We start from the raw sequence: 17902 nt of genomic DNA, 5'->3' as shown, positions 1-17902 counted from the left end.
ACATTTATGCATCCGCGCGAGACGATAAGAGAAACATTTGTTGCGTTGATAAAGGCAGCAAAAACAGTGGCTGGTGACAATGTTTTCAATATGCGTGACTTCAATTTATTTATTGAGACAATGCCAGCTATTAATATCTCAACGCAAAGTGAAACCATTGAAGATGGACATGATTTTGGCTTAAGGCGGCGTGTTTTAACAGTAGATGTTGAATGCTATGCAACATGTGAAGAGGGTGCACGCTTTGTTGACCAATTAGCATGGGAAGTTGAAGAGATTTTCCATGCCAACCCCAATCTTAACAACACCGTTGAGACATGCCCCCTGCAAAATATTGCTTTTGCCTTTGGTGATAATGGCGCCCTAGCGCTCCACGGTGCAATTTTAACCTTTGACGTGACTTATGTCACCAATATCCCCAATTTTGACGAAGGAGTAAGCACAAAGCTTGTTACACCTTTTCTAGGTTTTAAACCCGAAACAGGTATGGGAAACAAAGACAAATACCATAAAATTGAAGGTGACCATGTTAGAGCGGCGCGATAAGGAGATCTCCGATTTAAAAAGACGCGTAGCCAATATGGTTGTGGTAGGGAAAATTAGCCATGTTGACCATAAAAACGCACGCTATCGCGTAAAAACTGGAAATCTTATCAGTGATTGGATTCCAGATACCCAAGCCCGCGCCGGTAAAACACGCTCTTATGAAGGGCGCGATGTTGGAGAACAAGTCATTGTTGTCTCATCATCAGGTGATTTATCACAAGGGGTGATTGTTGGCTCTATTCATACCGATGCGAACCAAGCAGCTGATAAGGGCAATATTCATAAAACACTTTATCCCGATGGCACCAGCCTTGAATATGATGATGAACAAAACACCTATGCCCTTAATATAAAATCGGGTGGAAAGTTTCTCCTAACCATCTCTGATGGCGTGTCACTCAAAGGGGATGGCGGTAAGCTAGAGCTTAGTGCACCGGAGGGCATCAAAATCACCTCAGAACGTGATCTGAGTTTAAAGGCAAAGGGAAACATTTCTGTAAAAGCAGAGGGGAACATTTCACTCCATTCACAAGGTGGAATTTCTCTTCATTCAAGCAATGAGGTTTCCATCAATTCAAGGGAATTAAAGCATAACGGCACCAATGTAGGAGCAACCCATGTTCATGGGGGTGTTTTCCCTGGTGGTTCCATGACAGGAGGTCCAAATTGAACAGTGGAATGGACCGTACAACAGGAAAGCCATTGGTTGGCATAGAGCATTTGCGGCAGTCGATTATTGATATCTTGTCAACACGCATTGGCACGCGTGTGATGCGGCGTGATTATGGTTCACGCATTGCAGAACTCATTGATGCGCCGGTGAATAACGCCTTTGCTGTTGCTCTTTATGCCGCCGTTGCTGAGGCTTTAGACAAATGGGAACCACGTTTTAAGCTGAAAAAGATTGATTTTAAAATGCTTGGAACCGGACAAGTTTCTCTGTCCTTTGAGGGCATTTATTTGCCCTCAGGAAAGCCCATCACCATGGAAGGATTATTGATACAATGAGTAGAGCGCTTGCAAAACCGGAAATTATTACAGAACTTTCTTTTGAGGAAATCCGCGCGGCTGTTCTTACCCATTTAAAAGAGCTTTTACCCGAATATACATTTTTGGAAAGTGATCCAGCCGTAAAAGTTATTGAGGCTTTTAGCTATCGAGAACTGCTTTTAAGACAGCGTATCAACGAGGCAGCACGCAATAATATTCTTGATTTTGCCACCGGTGAATCCCTTGATGCTTTGGGAAACTGGCATGGTATTGCCCGCTTAGAGGGTGAGAGTGATGAGAGATATCGTGAACGCATACAGCTTCATGCCCGTGGGGGAAACGGAAGTGGAACAGAACCCTATTACAAACTTATCGCCTTAACGGCCGATAGTCGTGTGAAAGATGCCATTATTTATCGTAAAGGCAAAAACCCAACCATCTATGTTGCTGTTTTTGGCAATAATGAAGAAGGAACAGCCTCTGAAGATCTCTTACAAACAGTTTCACAAGCTCTTCACAGAAAAAATATCATCATGACCAATGATACCATCATTGTGCATGCTGCTGTCAAACAAGTGCTGGATTTAGAAGCCGATGTTTGGCTGTTGCCGGAAACATCTTTGAAAATTCTCACGACAATGGAGGCAAATTTACGCACGGCTTGGAAACAAGAACAAGCCATTGGTCGCGAATTAAGCCTCTCGTGGTGGGTTTCAAAACTAATGATTCCTGGTGTCCAGAAAGTGATTGCCATGACACCAACAAAGGACAGTGTGGTCTGTGATGAAGAAATCTTATCGATTGGCAAAATCACCTTAAACTTTAAAGGACGGACGCGCTAATGGTTGGCTCGCTGCTCCCCTCACATGCAACAGAATTTGAGAAACGCCTTGCCGATGCTTGCGACTTTCATCAAGATGTTGATGGAGCTGTTTTGGGGATTTCACGTGCAAAACTGATCACACGCCCTCCCCGCTTTTTGCCATGGTTGATTGAAGAATATGGACTTGGTGAACTCACACCTTATGTTCCAAACCTCTATGATTTGATTGACCAAGGACTTGCATGGCAGCGCCTGCGCGGCTCTGTTGCAGCAATAGAGATGGGGTTGAGATGGTTAGAGATTTCCGCGCGTTTTACACCCGCATGGTCTGGGCGTGCATGGTGGAATTCCTTTCAACTTGATTTTGATCAATTGCCTGAACAAAGCAGCCTTGAAGCCATTGGAGCGATTGTCGACCTTTCCAAAAGCTTTCGCTCTGATTTCCGCCGTGGGACCTATGGTTATGATGTGGAAGCCATAAAGGGGGATATGTCACACCTTGATGACAACATGCTGGATTTTGAGAGTGGCGTGCGCTTAACAACTGGAGGCACTCTCTTTTCTTTTGGACGCATGACAGAAATCAATCACACGCTCACAAAACAAGAAGGAAAACTCATTGGCAACTGGATTGATGACACAGATGACGAATTAAGCTGGGAGAAAATTGATTACCCTTGGGATTTTGCAAATTTTCCTTGGTGTTCGGTCAAAAAACACGAACGCGATATACTCATGGCAGAGTGGTTTAGCAACCGCACACTTTATTTGGCTTTAAGAGACGTTGAAAATACTCTGATTGGGTATCGAAGATGCAACATTGTCCAGCCTATTGAACAAGCTATTGATGGCGCCTACAGCCATTGTGGCAACAGATTTAATCCTTCTCCAACAGGGACAATGTTGTTTCTTGCAGCGCGCACAGATTTTGAGGATGTTGAGAACAAACATGCCGCCTCTGTTTCCCTTCTCGTTCATGGCACTGTGGCAGAGCAGACACCCCCTGGCAAACTTTGGTGTGACGAGGGTGAACTAAAGGGCGGTGTAGAGATCCTTAAAACACCCATCAACATTCCTTTGCGTGCTGATGTTCGCGAACAATTCAAAATTTTATTGAGGTTTTAACATGAAACATGAAAGCGGTTTACCCTTTGCAATTGATAGATCGGTAGGCAAAGATGAACAACAAAGCGTGGTGTTTTATGGCAGGCGCTCTTTTCTTCAAGGTGGTGAACTCAATGAAATGCAAACCATCATCAGGGGGCGTCATGACCGTTTGGGGCGCCTTGTGGCACAAGAAGGAGACCGCGTTGAACGGGCTGATGCTTTTGTCAACAAAGACACAAAAACCGTTACCTTAACGGAGGGCAAGATTTATATCGCAGGCGATATCTTTCCCGTCTCAAATGCTGTCTTAGAGAATATTTCCATGATGGGGCGCGTGGAAATCGGTGTAAAGTTGCAAAAGAAATGGGTGACCTATGAGGATGATCCAGAACTGTTAGGACAAGTTCCAGGATCCTTGGCAGAAGGAGAGCCCGGGGCGGCACGCGAGGTCGCAAAACTTGTGTGGGCTCTCAAAGATGATGACCAGCAAGGCACGTTTTTTCCGGTCTATATCTTGCAAGATGGTGTTTTGATTGATCAAAAATCCCCCTCACTGCTTGAACCGGCTATGCAAGCCATTGCGACCTATGATCGCGCCCATGGACATTATATCGTGGGGGGATGCCATGTCACAGCTTTGGGGCAAGAGAGACAAAAGCAAGTGTTCAGTATTCAAGAGGGAGAAGCCAATATCAATGGTTTTAAACGCAAGCGCTTGGCTGCTTTGCGCCATGAAGAGGTGGAAGACTTTTCTGAAGGAATCGTCCCCAGTGAAACGCATATTTTTGCGCCACAAGACCAAGAAACAGACTCTCTATCTGATGTTCAAAAAAATGACACTCATATTAGAGGAAATTCAATTCTTTCAAATTCTGAAAGTAGATATCAATTTGGCGCTTCCAGCGCTCTCAATGTTGTCAATGTTCTTAAGACATATAATGCTCTTTCTAATACTAGCGCCAACGTATCTTCTTCTTCTCAAAAGCAGGAAGAAAGTTTTACCTTTAGACCCTATTATTTTCCCATTGCCGCTGTCCATTCCATTTTACTGACCAAAGAAAAAACCGTGACGATAACCCGTGGTGCGGTTGCTGCTGGGCGTGATGGTGTTCCCGATAAAAGCATCACCGCTTTTATCAAAATTGTTCAAGGAACCAAGGAATTTAAAGAAGGTAAGGATTTCAAAAAAACCGGAGACACCATTGATTGGGCACCGGTGGGAGATGAACCCTTACCAGGAAGCAGCTATACGGTGACCTACCGCACCCGCGCAAAAATCACGGCTGATAAAGTCACAGCGCAGGAAATCACTGTCTCAGGGGGTGCAATAGGGGGTGATATCATTGTGAGTTACACTTACAAACTCCCCCGCATTGACCGTATTGGTCTCAACACAAAAGGCAATGTCGTCTATATCAAAGGGGTTTCCTCAGACCAACCCATGGCACCTAGTGTCCCTGATGATGTGCTCTCTCTTGCCACCATTACCAACAATTGGCTTAGCACCCCCCAAGTGGTCAATGATGGCACGCGTGTTGCCCCTTATGATGAGATGTGGCGTTATTTTCAACGGGTGCTCTCTCTTGATCGGCTGATGCAATTAGAACGTATTAAAAGCAATGTTGACTCTAAAGAGCCCGTTGCCAAAAAAGGCATGTTTGTTGACCCTTTTCTCGATGACAGTTATCGCGATGAAGGTTTTCCCCAAACAGGGGCTATTGGTCATGGCATTTTACAGCTTGCCATTGCTCCAACCTTTTACACCGCTCACCTGACCACGCCCGTCACCCTTGATTGGACAAACGAAGTCATCATTGCGCAAGAATTGACAACGGCTTGCGAAAAGATCAACCCCTATCAAAATTTTGCGCCCTTGCCTGGAACAGTCACCCTTAATCCCGCAACAGACTTTTGGCATGAACAGCGCACCGATTGGCTCTCAAGTGTGACCAATCAACTCAATATGGGCAGGAACCGTGGGAGAGCTATCCGTAACACGGAAGTACGGAATGACCTCATCAATGAAACTCGAGAGCAAATCGATTTTTTAAGGCAAATGAAGCTAAACTTTAAAATTGAAGGCTTTGGCAGTGGAGAAATCTTGGAAAGCCTTACCTTTGATGGTGTCAATGTCTTGCTCAACAACCGTCTTGTTGCCAATGCTAAGGGGAGTATTGAAGGTACCTTTACCATTCCTGCCAATATTACGGCTGGTACAAAAAACGTGATCGCACGAGAGAAAGGTGGCACAATCGCCACGGGGCTTTTTACTGGTCAAGGGGTGATTGATGTGAAGGTGATGCGGCGGACCACCACAGTGAAAATATGGACAGCCTATGACCCGCAAGCCCAAGTCTTTACTCCCGATGAAACACGACAAATCACGGGGGTGGATTTCCATCTTTGTAAAATTGGCAATCAAAACCATGACCTTGTTATTGATTTGGTCACCACCGAAAACGGTTATCCTACCGCTGATATTCAAGCCCAAACATCTTATTCAATGAAAGGTGCAAAGGAAGGATGGGCTAGCGCACGCTATGATGTGCCACTGCTCGTGCCCGATGATCGTCTGACCGCCTTTGTGCTTAAAACCGATGATGCGGATCATTCTGTTTCTCTCGCCAAACTTGGAGATTTTGATAAAGAGAACCAAAGATACGTCTCAAGTCACCCTTATGTGACGGGTCCTCGTTTTTCCTCGGTCAATGCCAAGAGCTGGACAGCCCATCAAGATAAAGCCTTGGCATTTCGGGTGCTCGCTGCCCGCTACAGGCAAACAGAAAAGAGAGTTGATTTAGGTGAATTTGACCTTGTGGATTGTTCTGATTTGCAAGTGCGTGCAGCGGTAGAATTGCCTTCAAGCGATTGCTCTGTCATCTTTGAAATTGAACGCAACAACGGCACGGTTTACCAACTGTTGCCCTTTCAATTGTTAAGCCTTACCGAATATATCCGTGAAAAGGTCAAGCTTCGCGCTATTCTGAAAGGTACAGAGAAACTCTCACCGGTGTTATTTGCCCCCATTCAATTGATTGCAGGAAAGATCCATAAGGAAGCAACTTATGTCACGCGTGCTTTTACCTTTGGAGAAAAGGCAAGGTTGACCAGCTATATCAAAACCTTTTTGCCGGGCGGTTCCTCTTTCACCCTCGAGATGCAACTGGATGATGGGGCGTTTGTCCCTTTGAAACTCGATGAAACAGAACAACTTGCTGAACCACTTTGGACAGAACGAAAATTTATCAGTGGTGACAAAACAGCCAAACAAGCACGCCTTAAATTCACGCTTACTGGTGGACCGGCGGCGCGTTCTATGGTGTGTGATTTTGGCGCTGGCATATTATGAGGGGAGAATAAGAGATGACTAAAACCAAAAAACTCGACATGGAATTGCCTAAAGAGGGGCGTTTTATCAGTTCTGAATTCCCCATCTTGCGTGAAAACCTCAATAAACTTGATCAAGCGCTTGTGGCTGCTGAGGAAAAAATAGACGAAAAGGCGCCTTTACACCACACGCATACCATAAGCGAAATCACAGATCTAGAAAGCACTCTTAATGGCAAGATGGCAGCAGATAAAACCTTCACTTTTGCTGATTTAAGCGATATCGAGGGGGCAAAAGATGCCGCCAATAATTATGTGCTCTACAAATCAAGCAACAATAATTTTACTTTTGGCAGTGCTGTCTCACTGTTAGGCGCACACCAACATAAAACCGAAGATATCGTGGGACTTGATGATTTTAGAGCTAAGATTAATCAAGATATGACCAGCTATGGGCGCCTCACAAGCCCCAATGAATGGAAAAATTATAATAAATTTACCAGCAAAGTCACAATGAGTGGTGGCTTAGAACTTTTGGGTAATTCTCCATTTAGCCTTATTCATAATGGTGAAACGGTGACAAGTTTAAGCACAAATGGAAGCACGTTGAAAGGACCGCTTAAAGTGGAGGGTGATGTTGTTTATACGAAAGCGCAAGTAGATGAAGCCATCTTGGCAGAAATAAAGAGGCTTAAAAAGGATTTGACCGATAAAATCACCAATTGGCCAGCTCTTGCTGATGCTGAATTGCTCTATACGCAGGATGGAAAAATTCAATGGCCCGATTGGGTCACGGATAAAACTAAAGTTGAGATCCAAGCTTGGGGTGGTGGGGGTAGTGGCGGTGGAGCCGATACACCAAGGTTAGGAGGAGGAGGAGGCGGTGGAGGTTGCAGCGTGTGGTATGGCTATAAAGCGAGTTTAAATGGACATGAGAATATCATCATTGGTAAAGGAGGAGCTTCTGTTGCAGAGCGGTATGTGACAGGTAATTCTGGAGGAACAACAGTTGTTGGCAAGAACTTTATTACCGCCACAGGAGGGTGTGGTGGTGGGGGTGCTTATACCTATAAGTCGATATTTAATAATAATACCTCCTACTATTCAGGAAGTGGTGGTACTGGAGGAGTGGGGGGAAATTTTGGCTTGGCAACAGACGAGAATCTAGGGCTTGCTAAAGGCGGAAATGGTTATGCTGGAACGAGTGGAATTACGAGCAAAACAAGCGGTAATGGTGGTGATGCTGGAGGCGATACATCAAGGGGGGGAGCTGGAGGGATAGGACTAGGTTCCTATAGTTCAGGAAAAGCAGGGCGTGGTTTTGGGGGTGGCGGTGCTGGTGCTCACTCTGATTCTTCTCCAAGTGGTGCTGGAGCTGATGGCGCTGTCTTTATAAGATTGTGGAAAGAATGAATGGTTATAAAAGAACCACACGAGAAAGATGACCAAATTCAAATTATAATGTCACATTAAGAAAGCATTCCAATACGATGAACAGTACTAACAAGAACTTGTAAAAAGAGGATGTATTTTAGGTTGCTTATGTTTTAGAGCCTGTGCTAAATCATAATTTGCCTGCATAGCGAGCCAAGCGCGTGCAGTACTTACACCAGCCATTTCAAGCCTAATAGCGAGATTTGGACTAAGTGCAGCTTTCCCATTTAAAACCCTAGAAAATGCGACACGAGACATACCAAGCCGTTCCGCTGTTTCAGTAACAGATAAACCAAGCTCTGCAATTACATCTTCACGCAAGAGTTCACCGGGATGTGGAGGATTTTTCATCATTTTTTAGTTCTCCTTATTTAATGATAATCTAGGTAATCGACCAATTCGACATCTATACCAACAAAACGGAATATTACGCGCCAATTTCCATTTACAGTAATTGACCAGTAGCCCTTAAGATCACCTTTTAGAGGATGTAATCGAAAGGACGGATAATTCAAATCATTTGGTGATATAGCTACATCAAGAGCACCGAGAATACGCCTTAACTTCTGAGTATGGGCAGACTGAATACCTTTTGTCGTACCAGTGTTGTAGAAGGCTTCGAGCCCTTTATGTTTAAATCCTAAAATCATAATGAACTATATCGTGTATCGTTACAAAATACAAGAAAAAAAGATGCTTTTCAGTTTTGACCATAACACAATAAGGACGTACTTTTCTCCCTGAATGCTCACCTTTTTGCACTTGTTCATGCCATAAATAATAATATCGAACAACATCCTCCGCTTTAAACATGTTCATCACTGTTTAAAATGTCATCTAAACCATGATCTAAATCATCTAATATATTTTGCGGTGCATCTGCATAGGAAAAAGATTGTACACTAGAACGAGATTTCATTAATTCATGATATAAATCGACAGGAAGCATAATGATTTTTTCACGCCCTCGTTTTGTCAAAGCGACAGGTGTTGACATAGCCTCGTCTAAAATATCGCCTGCCCCGCGGTTAACATCTGTAAAACTATATTTTTTCATAAGTACAGCCTTTTAATAGATAATACGTATTGTACGTATAATATGTATTATGTAAAGATGTTTTACAACGTACTGGAGAAAAAAGCATCTTTTGTAATTGAAATAATTCACTCAAGGGACGCTATTAAACTCCTCCCCATCTTAAATAAAAAAACTTAAGAAATAGAGCTTTTTTAGCACATATAATGTAAGCTATTTGTTGACATTTATAGTCTTTCACGCTATATAAAGAAATGATTAAAACGTTTAAAAGCAAAACATTGGCAGAATTATTCAGAACAGGAAATTCATCTAAGATTGATAAGAGACTTGTAAAACGTATCATGGTTCGTCTTGATCGTTTAGATTCTTCTGAAAGACCAGAAGATATGAATCTTCCAGGATTTAACTTTCATTCTTTGATTGGATATTCACCCACTCGTTATACTGTCCACATTAACGGACCATGGTGTATTACCTTTGAATTTGACTCATGTAATGCTTATCGTGTTGATCTTGAACAATATCACTAAGGATACAGTTATGAATGACATTCCTGCACAAAGAGATAAAAACCGCTGCCCTACTCATCCAGGAGAAGTTTTAGCAGATATTATTCCTGAGACAGGCAAAACAAAATTAGAAATTGCACAGATGCTCGGTATATCACGCCAACATCTTTATGATATCCTGAAAGCAAAAAAGCCTGTTTCTCCTGCTATTTCTGCTTGCCTTGGAAAAATGTTTGGTGATGGAGCTGCCATATGGTTACGTATGCAAGCCAATTATGATGCTTGGCATGCAGAGCGTAATATTGATGTCTCTTCTATTCCAACACTGACAGCTAGAGAAATGAATGCGCAAATGGAACATAGCCATTCGTAACCTTCTCCCCACCTTAAAGACGGGGAGATGAGTCATGTTTTTTACTTAAGCAACCTTTTTAATAGGGTTCTCGAAATTTGGTTCGTAAGCACGCAATAAATGTTCCATAATCGGAGGAGGTTTTAAAGATCCAAAATTTGTAATCATTGCCAAAATTTTGAGTGCATTCGGGCTTTCATCTTGAAGCTTTAAAATTAAAGTTTTTTCTATCGCATCCATAGTCTCAATGAGAGCACTAAAAGCTTTATCTTCAACATCATCACGATCAGAAAACTGACACAACGCCATCCACAAATCGCATAAAAAATCAACACTGGTATTCATTGTACACCTCCATGGATTTGTTCTCTCAAACATGCCAATCCTCTCGATGTGATTTTCGTTGAAGGGAGTATCTTTTCTGTACCATCCGGTCTTTGAATAGTGATAGCAGGACAATCCATGAATCCTTTCTTGATTTTATCTTGATAAGGCAACAAAGGCGCCCCCGGAGCACGTCGATAGACCCAATCATGTTTACGCAAGTAATCGGTTAAATCCTTTGGTCGCACCTCTAACATCTTCGCGGCTTCAATAAGACCGAACAAACCATCAGAACGTTTTAGACCTTCTAAAGCCTCTGCTTTTGGAGCTAATTCTGCAATAACATGATCTTTCTGTTCTATTTGGCTTTGTAAGTGATTCAAAACACCAAGTAATGCTTCGGGTTTGGAGTAGTCAACTTGTGGTGTTGCTACTTGTTTCAAAAGCCGTTCACATTTGATAAAATATTGACGCGCTTCATGTCCTTTATCATTACGCTCTATCATGGAAAGGTGTTTAGCCATATCTAAGGTGAGATAGTATTCTTTTATTTTTCCACCGTTTTCTAAATTTTTAGAAAGCGTTATAAAGTTTATATTTTCCAAAAACTTACATTCTTTAATGCGATTTTTAATCCAGTCTGCAAACTTTGATGTAATTCCCAAAAATGCATGCAAATCACGAGCATTGACGGTTTGAACAGTTTCCTGATCAATAATCCGTTCTTTAATTTCTATAAGATTGTTCATTATGAACTCCTTGGTAATAGAGGTTTTTCATTGACACTCTAAAGAGTGTCGGGCGCTGAAAAACACGGTACCAAGTCCGTCGTTACGCTTTCCCCGAAAGGGTATTTTATAGCATAACCACACCCGACAAGATCTTTATATGCCACAGCATATAATGAGTCAAAATCTTTAATGTTCAGAAGATTGATTATTTCGGCAATCAATCCGCTTGGTATTTAAGGCGTTTTTCAGGCACCTGATTCGAAAATACACATTGCAGAAATAATGTCAATCTATTTTCGATAATTTTTTATTGTAATGCCAGTTTAACAAATACAGCAATCATTCTCTCATTTTTTCCCATTCATTTCTAGCCAATATTTCAAAGGAGTATAAAATGGCAACAGGTTTTTTACACGGTGTTGAAGTCGTTGAAGTTGACGACGGCCCCCGCTCCCTTCGTGCGGTTCAGTCTGCCGTTATCGGGATTGTTGGCACAGCACCCGATGCTGATGAACAAGCATTCCCCCCTCAACACACCGGTTTTGGTAGCGGGCTCTCTTTCACAAGCCGCAAAACTCGATAGAACAGGTAAACGACGCGGCACTTTACCCAATGCCCTTGATCTCATTTTTAAACAAGTAGGCGCCATTGTCGTTGTCATCCGTGTGCAAGAAGGTGACAACGAAAATGCGACACTCACCAATATTCTAGGTGGTGTAAATGCAAATGGCGCTTATGAAGGTGTTCATGCTTTCATTGGAGCACAATCTGTTTTAGGACAAACACCACGTATTCTGATTGCGCCAGGCTTTACACATCAGCGCCCTTCCAGTGTGGGTATTGAAGAGAACGGAACTGATGCGACTGCCAACCCTGTAGCAGCAGAACTGATTGGCATTGCCGAGCGTTTGCGCGCTATTGTGGTGCTTGATGCTCCCAACACAACAGATGAAGCAGCTCTTAGCACAGCAAAGGATTTTGATTCAAAACGCGCCATTCTCATTGACCCGTTTGTAAAGGTAAATCGTGATGGAAAGATCATAGAACAGCCGGCAAGTGCAGCGGTTGCTGGTGTCATTGCGAAAAATGATTTTGCCCATGGCTTTTGGCATTCCCCTTCTAATAAAGTGATCAATGGAATTGTGGGAACTGCGCGCCCCATTGATTTTTCCATTGGGGACAGATCAAGCCGTGCCAACCTTCTCAATGAACAAAACATCACAACAATCATTCGCGAAAATGGCTATCGCCTCTGGGGCAATCGCACACTCTCAAGCGATACAAAGTTTGCTTTTTTATCCGTGGTGCGCACCGCAGATATGATCAATGATGCTATTTTGCGCGGACACCTATGGGCTGTCGACCGCAATATCAAAAAAACCTACATGCATGATGTCAGTGAAAGCGTCAATGCCTATTTGCGTGATTTGAAAGCACAAGGCGCTATTCTTGGTGGGCGTTGTACGCCTGATCTAGAGCTTAATACAGCAAGCGCTATTGAAAGCGGAAAAGTCTATTTCAATGTGGAATTTACCCCGACAACACCCGCAGAACACATCACGTTCCGTTCACAAATCATCAATGATTACCTAGAGGAGATCTTTTAATGACAGTCCCCGTATTACCAAGAGTTTTGAAATATTTTAACATTTTTGTCGACGGTATTCCCTATCAAGCAAAATGTGAAAGTGTCACTCTACCAAATTTGAGTTTGGTCGTTGAAAATTATCGCGGTGGTGGCATGGATGGCTCCATTGAGGTTGATCTTGGTCTTGAAACCCTCACGCTTAGCATGACCATTTCTGATTGCTCTCCAGAATTAATGGCTCTGTTGGGACGCACCGATGTCGACATCTCATTGCGCAGTTCAATGCAAGCACAAGGCACACCCGCAGAAGGTGTTGTTATTACCATGAGAGGACTTTGCAAAGGCTTTGAAATGGCAGAATGGCAACCGGGAGGCAAAGCAACTTCTACAGCAACATTCACATTGCAATATTTCAAATATGTCCAGAAGGACGTTGAAATCGTTGAGATAGACGTCCTCAACCTCATCAGAAAATTCAATGGCGTCAATCAACTCGCAGACCACAGAAACAATCTAGGATTATAAAAATGACCGTCCAAACAAGCATTACACATAAATTATTGATCCCCATTGCGTTTGAAGGAAAAGAGCACACCACAATTACCTTACAGCGCCCCAAAACAAAAGATTTGCAAGCAATCGACAAAAAAGAAGGCGTAGAGCAAACAATCGCTATGATCGCACGCCTTTCTGGATGGCCACATGAGGCTATTAGTGAACTCGACATCAATGATTTGTCAAGCATTGGAGAGATTTTGGAGTCTTTTATCAAACGGCGGGATACCTCGACTGGGAAAACGCCGCAAAACTCATAGCCGATATCGCCATTGTGTTCCATTGGTCCCTTTCAGACATGATGGAAATGGAACCACAAGAACTCATATTCTGGCGAAAACAAGCAGCAGAAAGGTATAAGACAAAATGAGTGAAAAAGTTGCTGATGCAAAGGTGAAATTGTCTCTTGAAGACGAACTCACCACGCCTCTTAAACGTATACAAAAGAAATTCGATACACTTTCAAAAACACTCTCACATAGTTTGGGTATTCCGCGCTTTTCTGCTGCTGTACAAAACATGACAAAAAGTCTTCATGGTGTTCAAGGTGCTCTTAGCACAGCAGCAAGTCGTGCTTCGGTCTTTACCGGTGTCTTAGGGCTTGCTGGTGGGGGGCTTGTGGCAAGTGTAACCGCCCTCACCATGAAAACCATGCATCTGGGCGATAGTCTTCACCATGCCTCACGCCATTTAAGTATGAGTGTTGCATCACTTCAATTATGGGGGGATGCTGCTGATAATTCAGGATATTCTGCCGAACTCTTTCAACAATCCTTGGCAACCTTAAATAGACGTTCTGCCCAAGCATATGCCGGACAAAAAAGAGGCATGATGGGCTTTGACGCGCTTGGTATTTCTGTCAAAAATGCTTCTGGAAAACTCAAATCAAACTCTGTTTTGTTGGAAGAAATTACCGACAAGATGAGTAAGATGAAGAATCAAGCACAAAGACAGCACATTGCTGCCTTACTGTTTGGTGGAGATGGTAAAGAGATGGCTTCCATGCTCTCACAAGGCATGGCGCCCATCAAAGAGCTGTTTGCAAAGGCGAGAAAAGGAAAATGGCTGATAGGTGCTGATGTTGCACGCTATGCCGCAGATTTAAGTGACAAGCTTGGTGCCTTTAAGAAAAAAATAGGTGGTATCGCGAGCTTTATTGGCGCACGTTTCATGCCCGTGATCAATGATATGGTTGACGGTTTTTCAAAGTTGATTGATGAAAACCGTGACCTCATCCAAACAACCGTTGCGAGCTGGGCGAAAACCTTAAGAAAAGTCTTTAATGATTTGCTTAATCCTACCTCTGATTTAAGAAAAGGCATCAGTGATCTCACAGAGAGGATTAAAGGCTGGTTCCGATGGCTAGAACCTCTGATTGGTGAAATAACCCTTTTCAAGGTGGGACTTGTCGCTCTTGGTTCCTTCATTTTTGGTCCACTCATTGCCGCATTAGCAGCCGTGGGAGCCGCATTTGTTAGCCTTGGTATCACAATCATGACAACGCCTATCGGTTGGTTAATAGGTGGCATTGCAGCGCTCTTTGTCCTCTATCAATATTGGGACAAACTCAATGGTTGGATAGCCGCATCTTTAGCCGTGGTTGGAGCAGTTCTTACCGGTGCATTCATTGCGGCAGTGGTACCGGCAGCTTCTGCAGTTGCTGGTCTTGCGGTATCTCTTGTAGCGTCACTTATCCCAGCAATAACTACCGTTAGTTCTGCTTTTATATCGCTTGGTATTGCCATCATGACCACACCTATTGGCTGGATAATGGCTGGCATTGCAGCCCTTATTGGAATTGGATATCTGCTTTATAAAAATTGGGACACAGTCATAAGCTTTATAAGCAAGTTATGGGATTCTTTTGCGAGCTTATGTAGTAATGTTTTTAATAACCTCTTGGCGCTCTTTAAAAACTTTTCACCACTCTCTTGGATTTCGAAAAAAATCAATGAACTCATTGAATGGCTGTTCGGTGTCGATTTAATGGAAGCAGGCTCCAATCTGATTGGGGGATTATGGGATGGCATAAAAAGCAAATGGAACGCTCTGTCTGACTGGTTGAGCGGCATGATGCATAAATTAACCAGTTGGATGCCAAACTGGATGAAAGAAAAGTTAGGGTTTAATGTTTCAATCAACAAAACTTCAACGGAGACCATTAAAACCTTTACCAATCAAACCAAAGCCCCTGTCAAAAGAATGCTTGATACAGCCGTTGTTACAAATACCCCCCTTGAAAAACGCAAGAGTGGTTTTAATACAGGAGCCGTTGAAACAAGGCATATGGAAGCTCCAAATGCAAAAGTGGGTACCTTCAAAGCTCCCAAGCCTATTACGGTTCATAAGCCGGTAGAAATCGATGCCCGCGTGATGATTTCAAATGTAAATATTTCCGTCCCCAATGGTCTTAAAGATGAAATCAGAAACGCTGTTAATCAAGCCCTTGAACGCTATGCCAAACAGCAACGCTTGGCTATAGCCTCTAGCCTTTCGGATTAAACATCATGATGTTAGCTTTGGGTGGTTTTATTTTTTCCATTGAAACGGCCGCTTATCAAACCCTCGACATGTCTTATGGCGTTCCATGGGTCGAGCAAGGGCGATTGGGGCGCAAAGCAGCACTTCAATTGCCTGCCGTTGCAAATGCGGAATTTTCTTTAACCGGTGTGATCTATCCAGATTTTAAAGGCGGTCACGGACAAATCGAATATTTGCGACAAATGGCACATAATGGTCCTCATATTCTTGTGACAGGTCAGGGCAAAATTTTAGGCAAGTTTGTCATTCTTTCTGTAGAAGAAAAGCAAAGCATTTTTCACCAAAACGGGTCCCCCAAAAAACAAGAATTTACAATAAAGTTGAGAGAATATGGTGAAGAGCTATGAGTGATCTTTACGTGACAAAAGAAGGCGATATGGTTGATGCCATTTGCTGGAAATACTATGCCAAAGGTCAACAAGCCCTTGCTGTTGAACGCGTCTATGCAGCAAATTTTGGTCTTGCAGACTATGGACCCATCTTAAAAGCAGGCATCACAATCGTTTTACCAATCCTCCCCTATCCTAAAGCCACACCGGTCATTAGAATTTGGGGCAGTCAATCATGAAACCTTTTTGCACAGTGATGGCAAATGGAGAGGACATCACAAGAACGCTGATGGACTATGTTTTGTCGATTGAAATTACCGATGAAGCAGAAGACAAAAGTGACCGCATCACCATAGAACTTGATGACCGCGCCCGTGAGTGCGACGATGGCTTTCTTGATATTCCTCTCATTGGAACAATCATTTCTGTCACACTTGGCTATGAAGGCGGCAAAAACCGCGATATGGGCGCCTATCTGATTGATGAAATCTCTGTAAGCAGCCCCCCACAAAGTTTAAGCGTGACAGGACGCGCCGCCTCTATGAACACGTCTTATAGAACACCCAAAAGCCAATCCTATCACCAACAAACCCTTGGCAGTATTATTCAAGAGATAGCACAGCGCAATGGCTATACACCAAAAGTTGACCCTGCTCTTGCAAAAATTGTTGTGCGTCACATTGACCAAACTTCTGAAAGCGATATGGCTTTTGCCACACGCCTTGCAGAAGACTATGATGCGGTAGCAAAACCCGTTGATGGCAAATTGGTGCTTGCCAAACGGGGTGAAGGCAAAGCCATTACCGGTGAAACACTGCCCGTCGTTGTCATCCATGAAAAACAATGTACCTCTTGGGATTTTAAATACAGTGCACGCGATGAAGCAGGTGCCGCCAATGGCTTAAAGACAGATGCAGGAGATGATCAAAAAGCCGCCGCTGATGCACGAGAACCAGAAGAAGTTGATGACAGCGAAGATATTATCCATATGGCCGAAAGTGACGCCCCCAATTTGCCTAAAGCAGAGACGGAAGCCAAAACACCTGAAAATCAAGAGCAAGAAGAAGAGAAAAAAGGCGGTGTTATCGCAAGCTATCATGATATCCGCAGTGGTGAAAAAAAGGAAGTCAAGGTTGGCAAACCACCGTTTCATGAACTCAAATATACCTACCACAATCAATCAGAAGCTGTTGGGGCCATTGCGGCTTATCGCAATAAATCATCGCGTGGGAAATCTTCTTTCTCATGTGATATCGGAGGTGATCCCTTTGTACAAGCGGAAGCCAAGCTTGTTCAAGAGCCCCCTTTCCGCCCCTATATTCCAGCAGAATGGCGCATAAAAAGCGTTAAACACAAGCTTGATAAAACAGGTGGTTATACCACAAAAATAGATTGCGAACTTTTTGATGAAACCCAAGAAGATGCGGCTGGAAACGTTGCAAATACCACACCAGACAAAGATGATACCCTTGATCCAAACGCCCCACCTAACGCATGTGATGAAGGCGAAGGCGTTATCCATATGGATGAGGAAGGCATCAATTAGCAAAAATGCAAAAAATATCGAAAACCGCTTGACAATGTGGCGACAATATGAATAATCGAATCAGTTGCCTAAGAAACACCTTAAACACATAGCGGATAGATTGCCGAAACAGTCTTTTCACCGCCAATTAAAAACTTTGACTCGTTGTATGTTACACGCAT

Annotated in this window: 21 protein-coding genes and 1 pseudogene; 17 read left to right on the top strand and 5 right to left on the bottom strand. The window is 43.3% G+C overall.

Annotated features, from left to right (window positions below):
* The first annotated feature begins 6 nt into the window (after nucleotides 1-6).
* Genes CER18_RS06585 through CER18_RS06555 form a run of 7 tightly spaced genes read left to right on the top strand, consistent with a single transcriptional unit; the run spans nucleotide 7 to nucleotide 8206 of the window.
* A complete protein-coding gene (locus tag CER18_RS06585) occupies nucleotides 7-546 on the top strand; it encodes a hypothetical protein (RefSeq protein ID WP_100129286.1) in 540 nt (179 codons plus the stop codon).
* Nucleotides 527-1216: a phage baseplate assembly protein V gene (locus tag CER18_RS06580; RefSeq protein ID WP_100129254.1), complete on the top strand. Its 690-nt coding sequence runs from the start codon at nucleotides 527-529 to the stop codon at nucleotides 1214-1216. Before CER18_RS06585 ends, CER18_RS06580 begins: the two co-directional genes overlap by 20 nt.
* Nucleotides 1213-1554, top strand: coding sequence for a GPW/gp25 family protein (locus tag CER18_RS06575; RefSeq protein WP_100129253.1), 342 nt, complete (start codon nucleotides 1213-1215; stop codon nucleotides 1552-1554). Before CER18_RS06580 ends, CER18_RS06575 begins: the two co-directional genes overlap by 4 nt.
* Entirely contained in the window at nucleotides 1551-2378 is an 828-nt protein-coding gene (locus CER18_RS06570; protein WP_100129252.1) for a baseplate J/gp47 family protein, read from the top strand. Before CER18_RS06575 ends, CER18_RS06570 begins: the two co-directional genes overlap by 4 nt.
* The gene (locus CER18_RS06565; protein WP_100129251.1) at nucleotides 2378-3484 is read left to right on the top strand and encodes a phage tail protein; all 1107 of its coding nucleotides are present in this window, start codon (nucleotides 2378-2380) and stop codon (nucleotides 3482-3484) included. The genes CER18_RS06570 and CER18_RS06565 overlap by 1 nt, the downstream gene beginning before the upstream one ends.
* Before the next feature lies 1 nt (nucleotide 3485).
* Entirely contained in the window at nucleotides 3486-6815 is a 3330-nt protein-coding gene (locus CER18_RS06560) for a DUF4815 domain-containing protein (RefSeq protein ID WP_100129250.1), read from the top strand.
* 14 nt (nucleotides 6816-6829) lie between these two features.
* Nucleotides 6830-8206: a Bgr_08870 family protein gene (locus tag CER18_RS06555; RefSeq protein WP_100129249.1), complete on the top strand. Its 1377-nt coding sequence runs from the start codon at nucleotides 6830-6832 to the stop codon at nucleotides 8204-8206.
* An 87-nt stretch (nucleotides 8207-8293) separates the two neighbouring features.
* Here the strand turns inward: CER18_RS06555 and CER18_RS06550 are convergent, their stop codons facing one another.
* The 3 genes from CER18_RS06550 to CER18_RS06535 form a co-directional block, all read right to left on the bottom strand.
* The gene (locus CER18_RS06550; protein WP_100129248.1) at nucleotides 8294-8581 is read right to left on the bottom strand and encodes a HigA family addiction module antitoxin; all 288 of its coding nucleotides are present in this window, start codon (nucleotides 8579-8581) and stop codon (nucleotides 8294-8296) included.
* Nucleotides 8582-8598: 17 nt separating this feature from the next.
* Complete coding sequence (locus tag CER18_RS06545) at nucleotides 8599-8877, bottom strand: type II toxin-antitoxin system RelE/ParE family toxin (RefSeq protein WP_100129247.1); 279 nt, start codon at nucleotides 8875-8877, stop codon at nucleotides 8599-8601.
* 155 nt (nucleotides 8878-9032) lie between these two features.
* Complete coding sequence (locus CER18_RS06535) at nucleotides 9033-9284, bottom strand: type II toxin-antitoxin system Phd/YefM family antitoxin (RefSeq protein WP_100129245.1); 252 nt, start codon at nucleotides 9282-9284, stop codon at nucleotides 9033-9035.
* A 233-nt stretch (nucleotides 9285-9517) separates the two neighbouring features.
* Between CER18_RS06535 and CER18_RS06530 the strand changes: the two genes are divergently transcribed.
* Complete coding sequence (locus CER18_RS06530) at nucleotides 9518-9796, top strand: type II toxin-antitoxin system RelE/ParE family toxin (RefSeq protein ID WP_100129244.1); 279 nt, start codon at nucleotides 9518-9520, stop codon at nucleotides 9794-9796.
* Nucleotides 9797-9806: 10 nt separating this feature from the next.
* Nucleotides 9807-10148, top strand: coding sequence for a HigA family addiction module antitoxin (locus CER18_RS06525; RefSeq protein WP_100129243.1), 342 nt, complete (start codon nucleotides 9807-9809; stop codon nucleotides 10146-10148).
* A 45-nt stretch (nucleotides 10149-10193) separates the two neighbouring features.
* Here CER18_RS06525 and CER18_RS06520 read toward each other — a convergent pair whose 3' ends face one another.
* Together CER18_RS06520 and CER18_RS06515 are read right to left on the bottom strand one after the other, a co-directional pair.
* On the bottom strand, nucleotides 10194-10472 hold the full coding sequence (locus CER18_RS06520; protein WP_100129242.1) for a hypothetical protein: 279 nt from the start codon (nucleotides 10470-10472) through the stop codon (nucleotides 10194-10196).
* Entirely contained in the window at nucleotides 10469-11200 is a 732-nt protein-coding gene (locus tag CER18_RS06515; protein ID WP_100129241.1) for an antA/AntB antirepressor family protein, read from the bottom strand. The genes CER18_RS06520 and CER18_RS06515 overlap by 4 nt, the downstream gene beginning before the upstream one ends.
* 376 nt (nucleotides 11201-11576) lie before the next feature.
* On the opposite strand from CER18_RS06515, the pseudogene CER18_RS06505 reads away from it, so the two are divergent.
* The 8 genes and pseudogenes from CER18_RS06505 to CER18_RS06470 all read left to right on the top strand — a co-directional run bounded on the left by CER18_RS06505 (nucleotide 11577) and on the right by CER18_RS06470 (nucleotide 17741).
* Nucleotides 11577-12789 (top strand): annotated as a pseudogene (locus CER18_RS06505) (phage tail sheath subtilisin-like domain-containing protein).
* Complete coding sequence (locus tag CER18_RS06500) at nucleotides 12789-13295, top strand: phage major tail tube protein (protein WP_100129240.1); 507 nt, start codon at nucleotides 12789-12791, stop codon at nucleotides 13293-13295. The pseudogene CER18_RS06505 and the gene CER18_RS06500 overlap by 1 nt, the downstream one beginning before the upstream one ends.
* Nucleotides 13296-13297: 2 nt before the next feature.
* Nucleotides 13298-13585, top strand: coding sequence for a phage tail assembly protein (locus tag CER18_RS06495; protein WP_100129239.1), 288 nt, complete (start codon nucleotides 13298-13300; stop codon nucleotides 13583-13585).
* A gap of 38 nt (nucleotides 13586-13623) precedes the next feature.
* Complete coding sequence (locus CER18_RS10790) at nucleotides 13624-13695, top strand: GpE family phage tail protein (protein WP_081485993.1); 72 nt, start codon at nucleotides 13624-13626, stop codon at nucleotides 13693-13695.
* Nucleotides 13692-15827: a phage tail protein gene (locus CER18_RS06485; RefSeq protein ID WP_100129238.1), complete on the top strand. Its 2136-nt coding sequence runs from the start codon at nucleotides 13692-13694 to the stop codon at nucleotides 15825-15827. The genes CER18_RS10790 and CER18_RS06485 overlap by 4 nt, the downstream gene beginning before the upstream one ends.
* A 5-nt stretch (nucleotides 15828-15832) precedes the next feature.
* Entirely contained in the window at nucleotides 15833-16213 is a 381-nt protein-coding gene (locus tag CER18_RS06480; RefSeq protein ID WP_100129237.1) for a phage tail protein, read from the top strand.
* The gene (locus CER18_RS06475; protein ID WP_100129236.1) at nucleotides 16210-16434 is read left to right on the top strand and encodes a tail protein X; all 225 of its coding nucleotides are present in this window, start codon (nucleotides 16210-16212) and stop codon (nucleotides 16432-16434) included. Before CER18_RS06480 ends, CER18_RS06475 begins: the two co-directional genes overlap by 4 nt.
* Nucleotides 16431-17741 (top strand): phage late control D family protein, encoded by a 1311-nt coding sequence (locus tag CER18_RS06470; protein WP_100129235.1) that lies wholly within the window; start codon nucleotides 16431-16433, stop codon nucleotides 17739-17741. Before CER18_RS06475 ends, CER18_RS06470 begins: the two co-directional genes overlap by 4 nt.
* The last annotated feature ends 161 nt before the right edge of the window (nucleotides 17742-17902 follow it).

The organism is Bartonella tribocorum, from assembly GCF_002777915.1.
Taxonomy (GTDB): Bacteria; Pseudomonadota; Alphaproteobacteria; order Rhizobiales; family Rhizobiaceae; genus Bartonella; species Bartonella tribocorum_A.
This window is presented reverse-complemented; position numbering and strand designations above follow the sequence as displayed.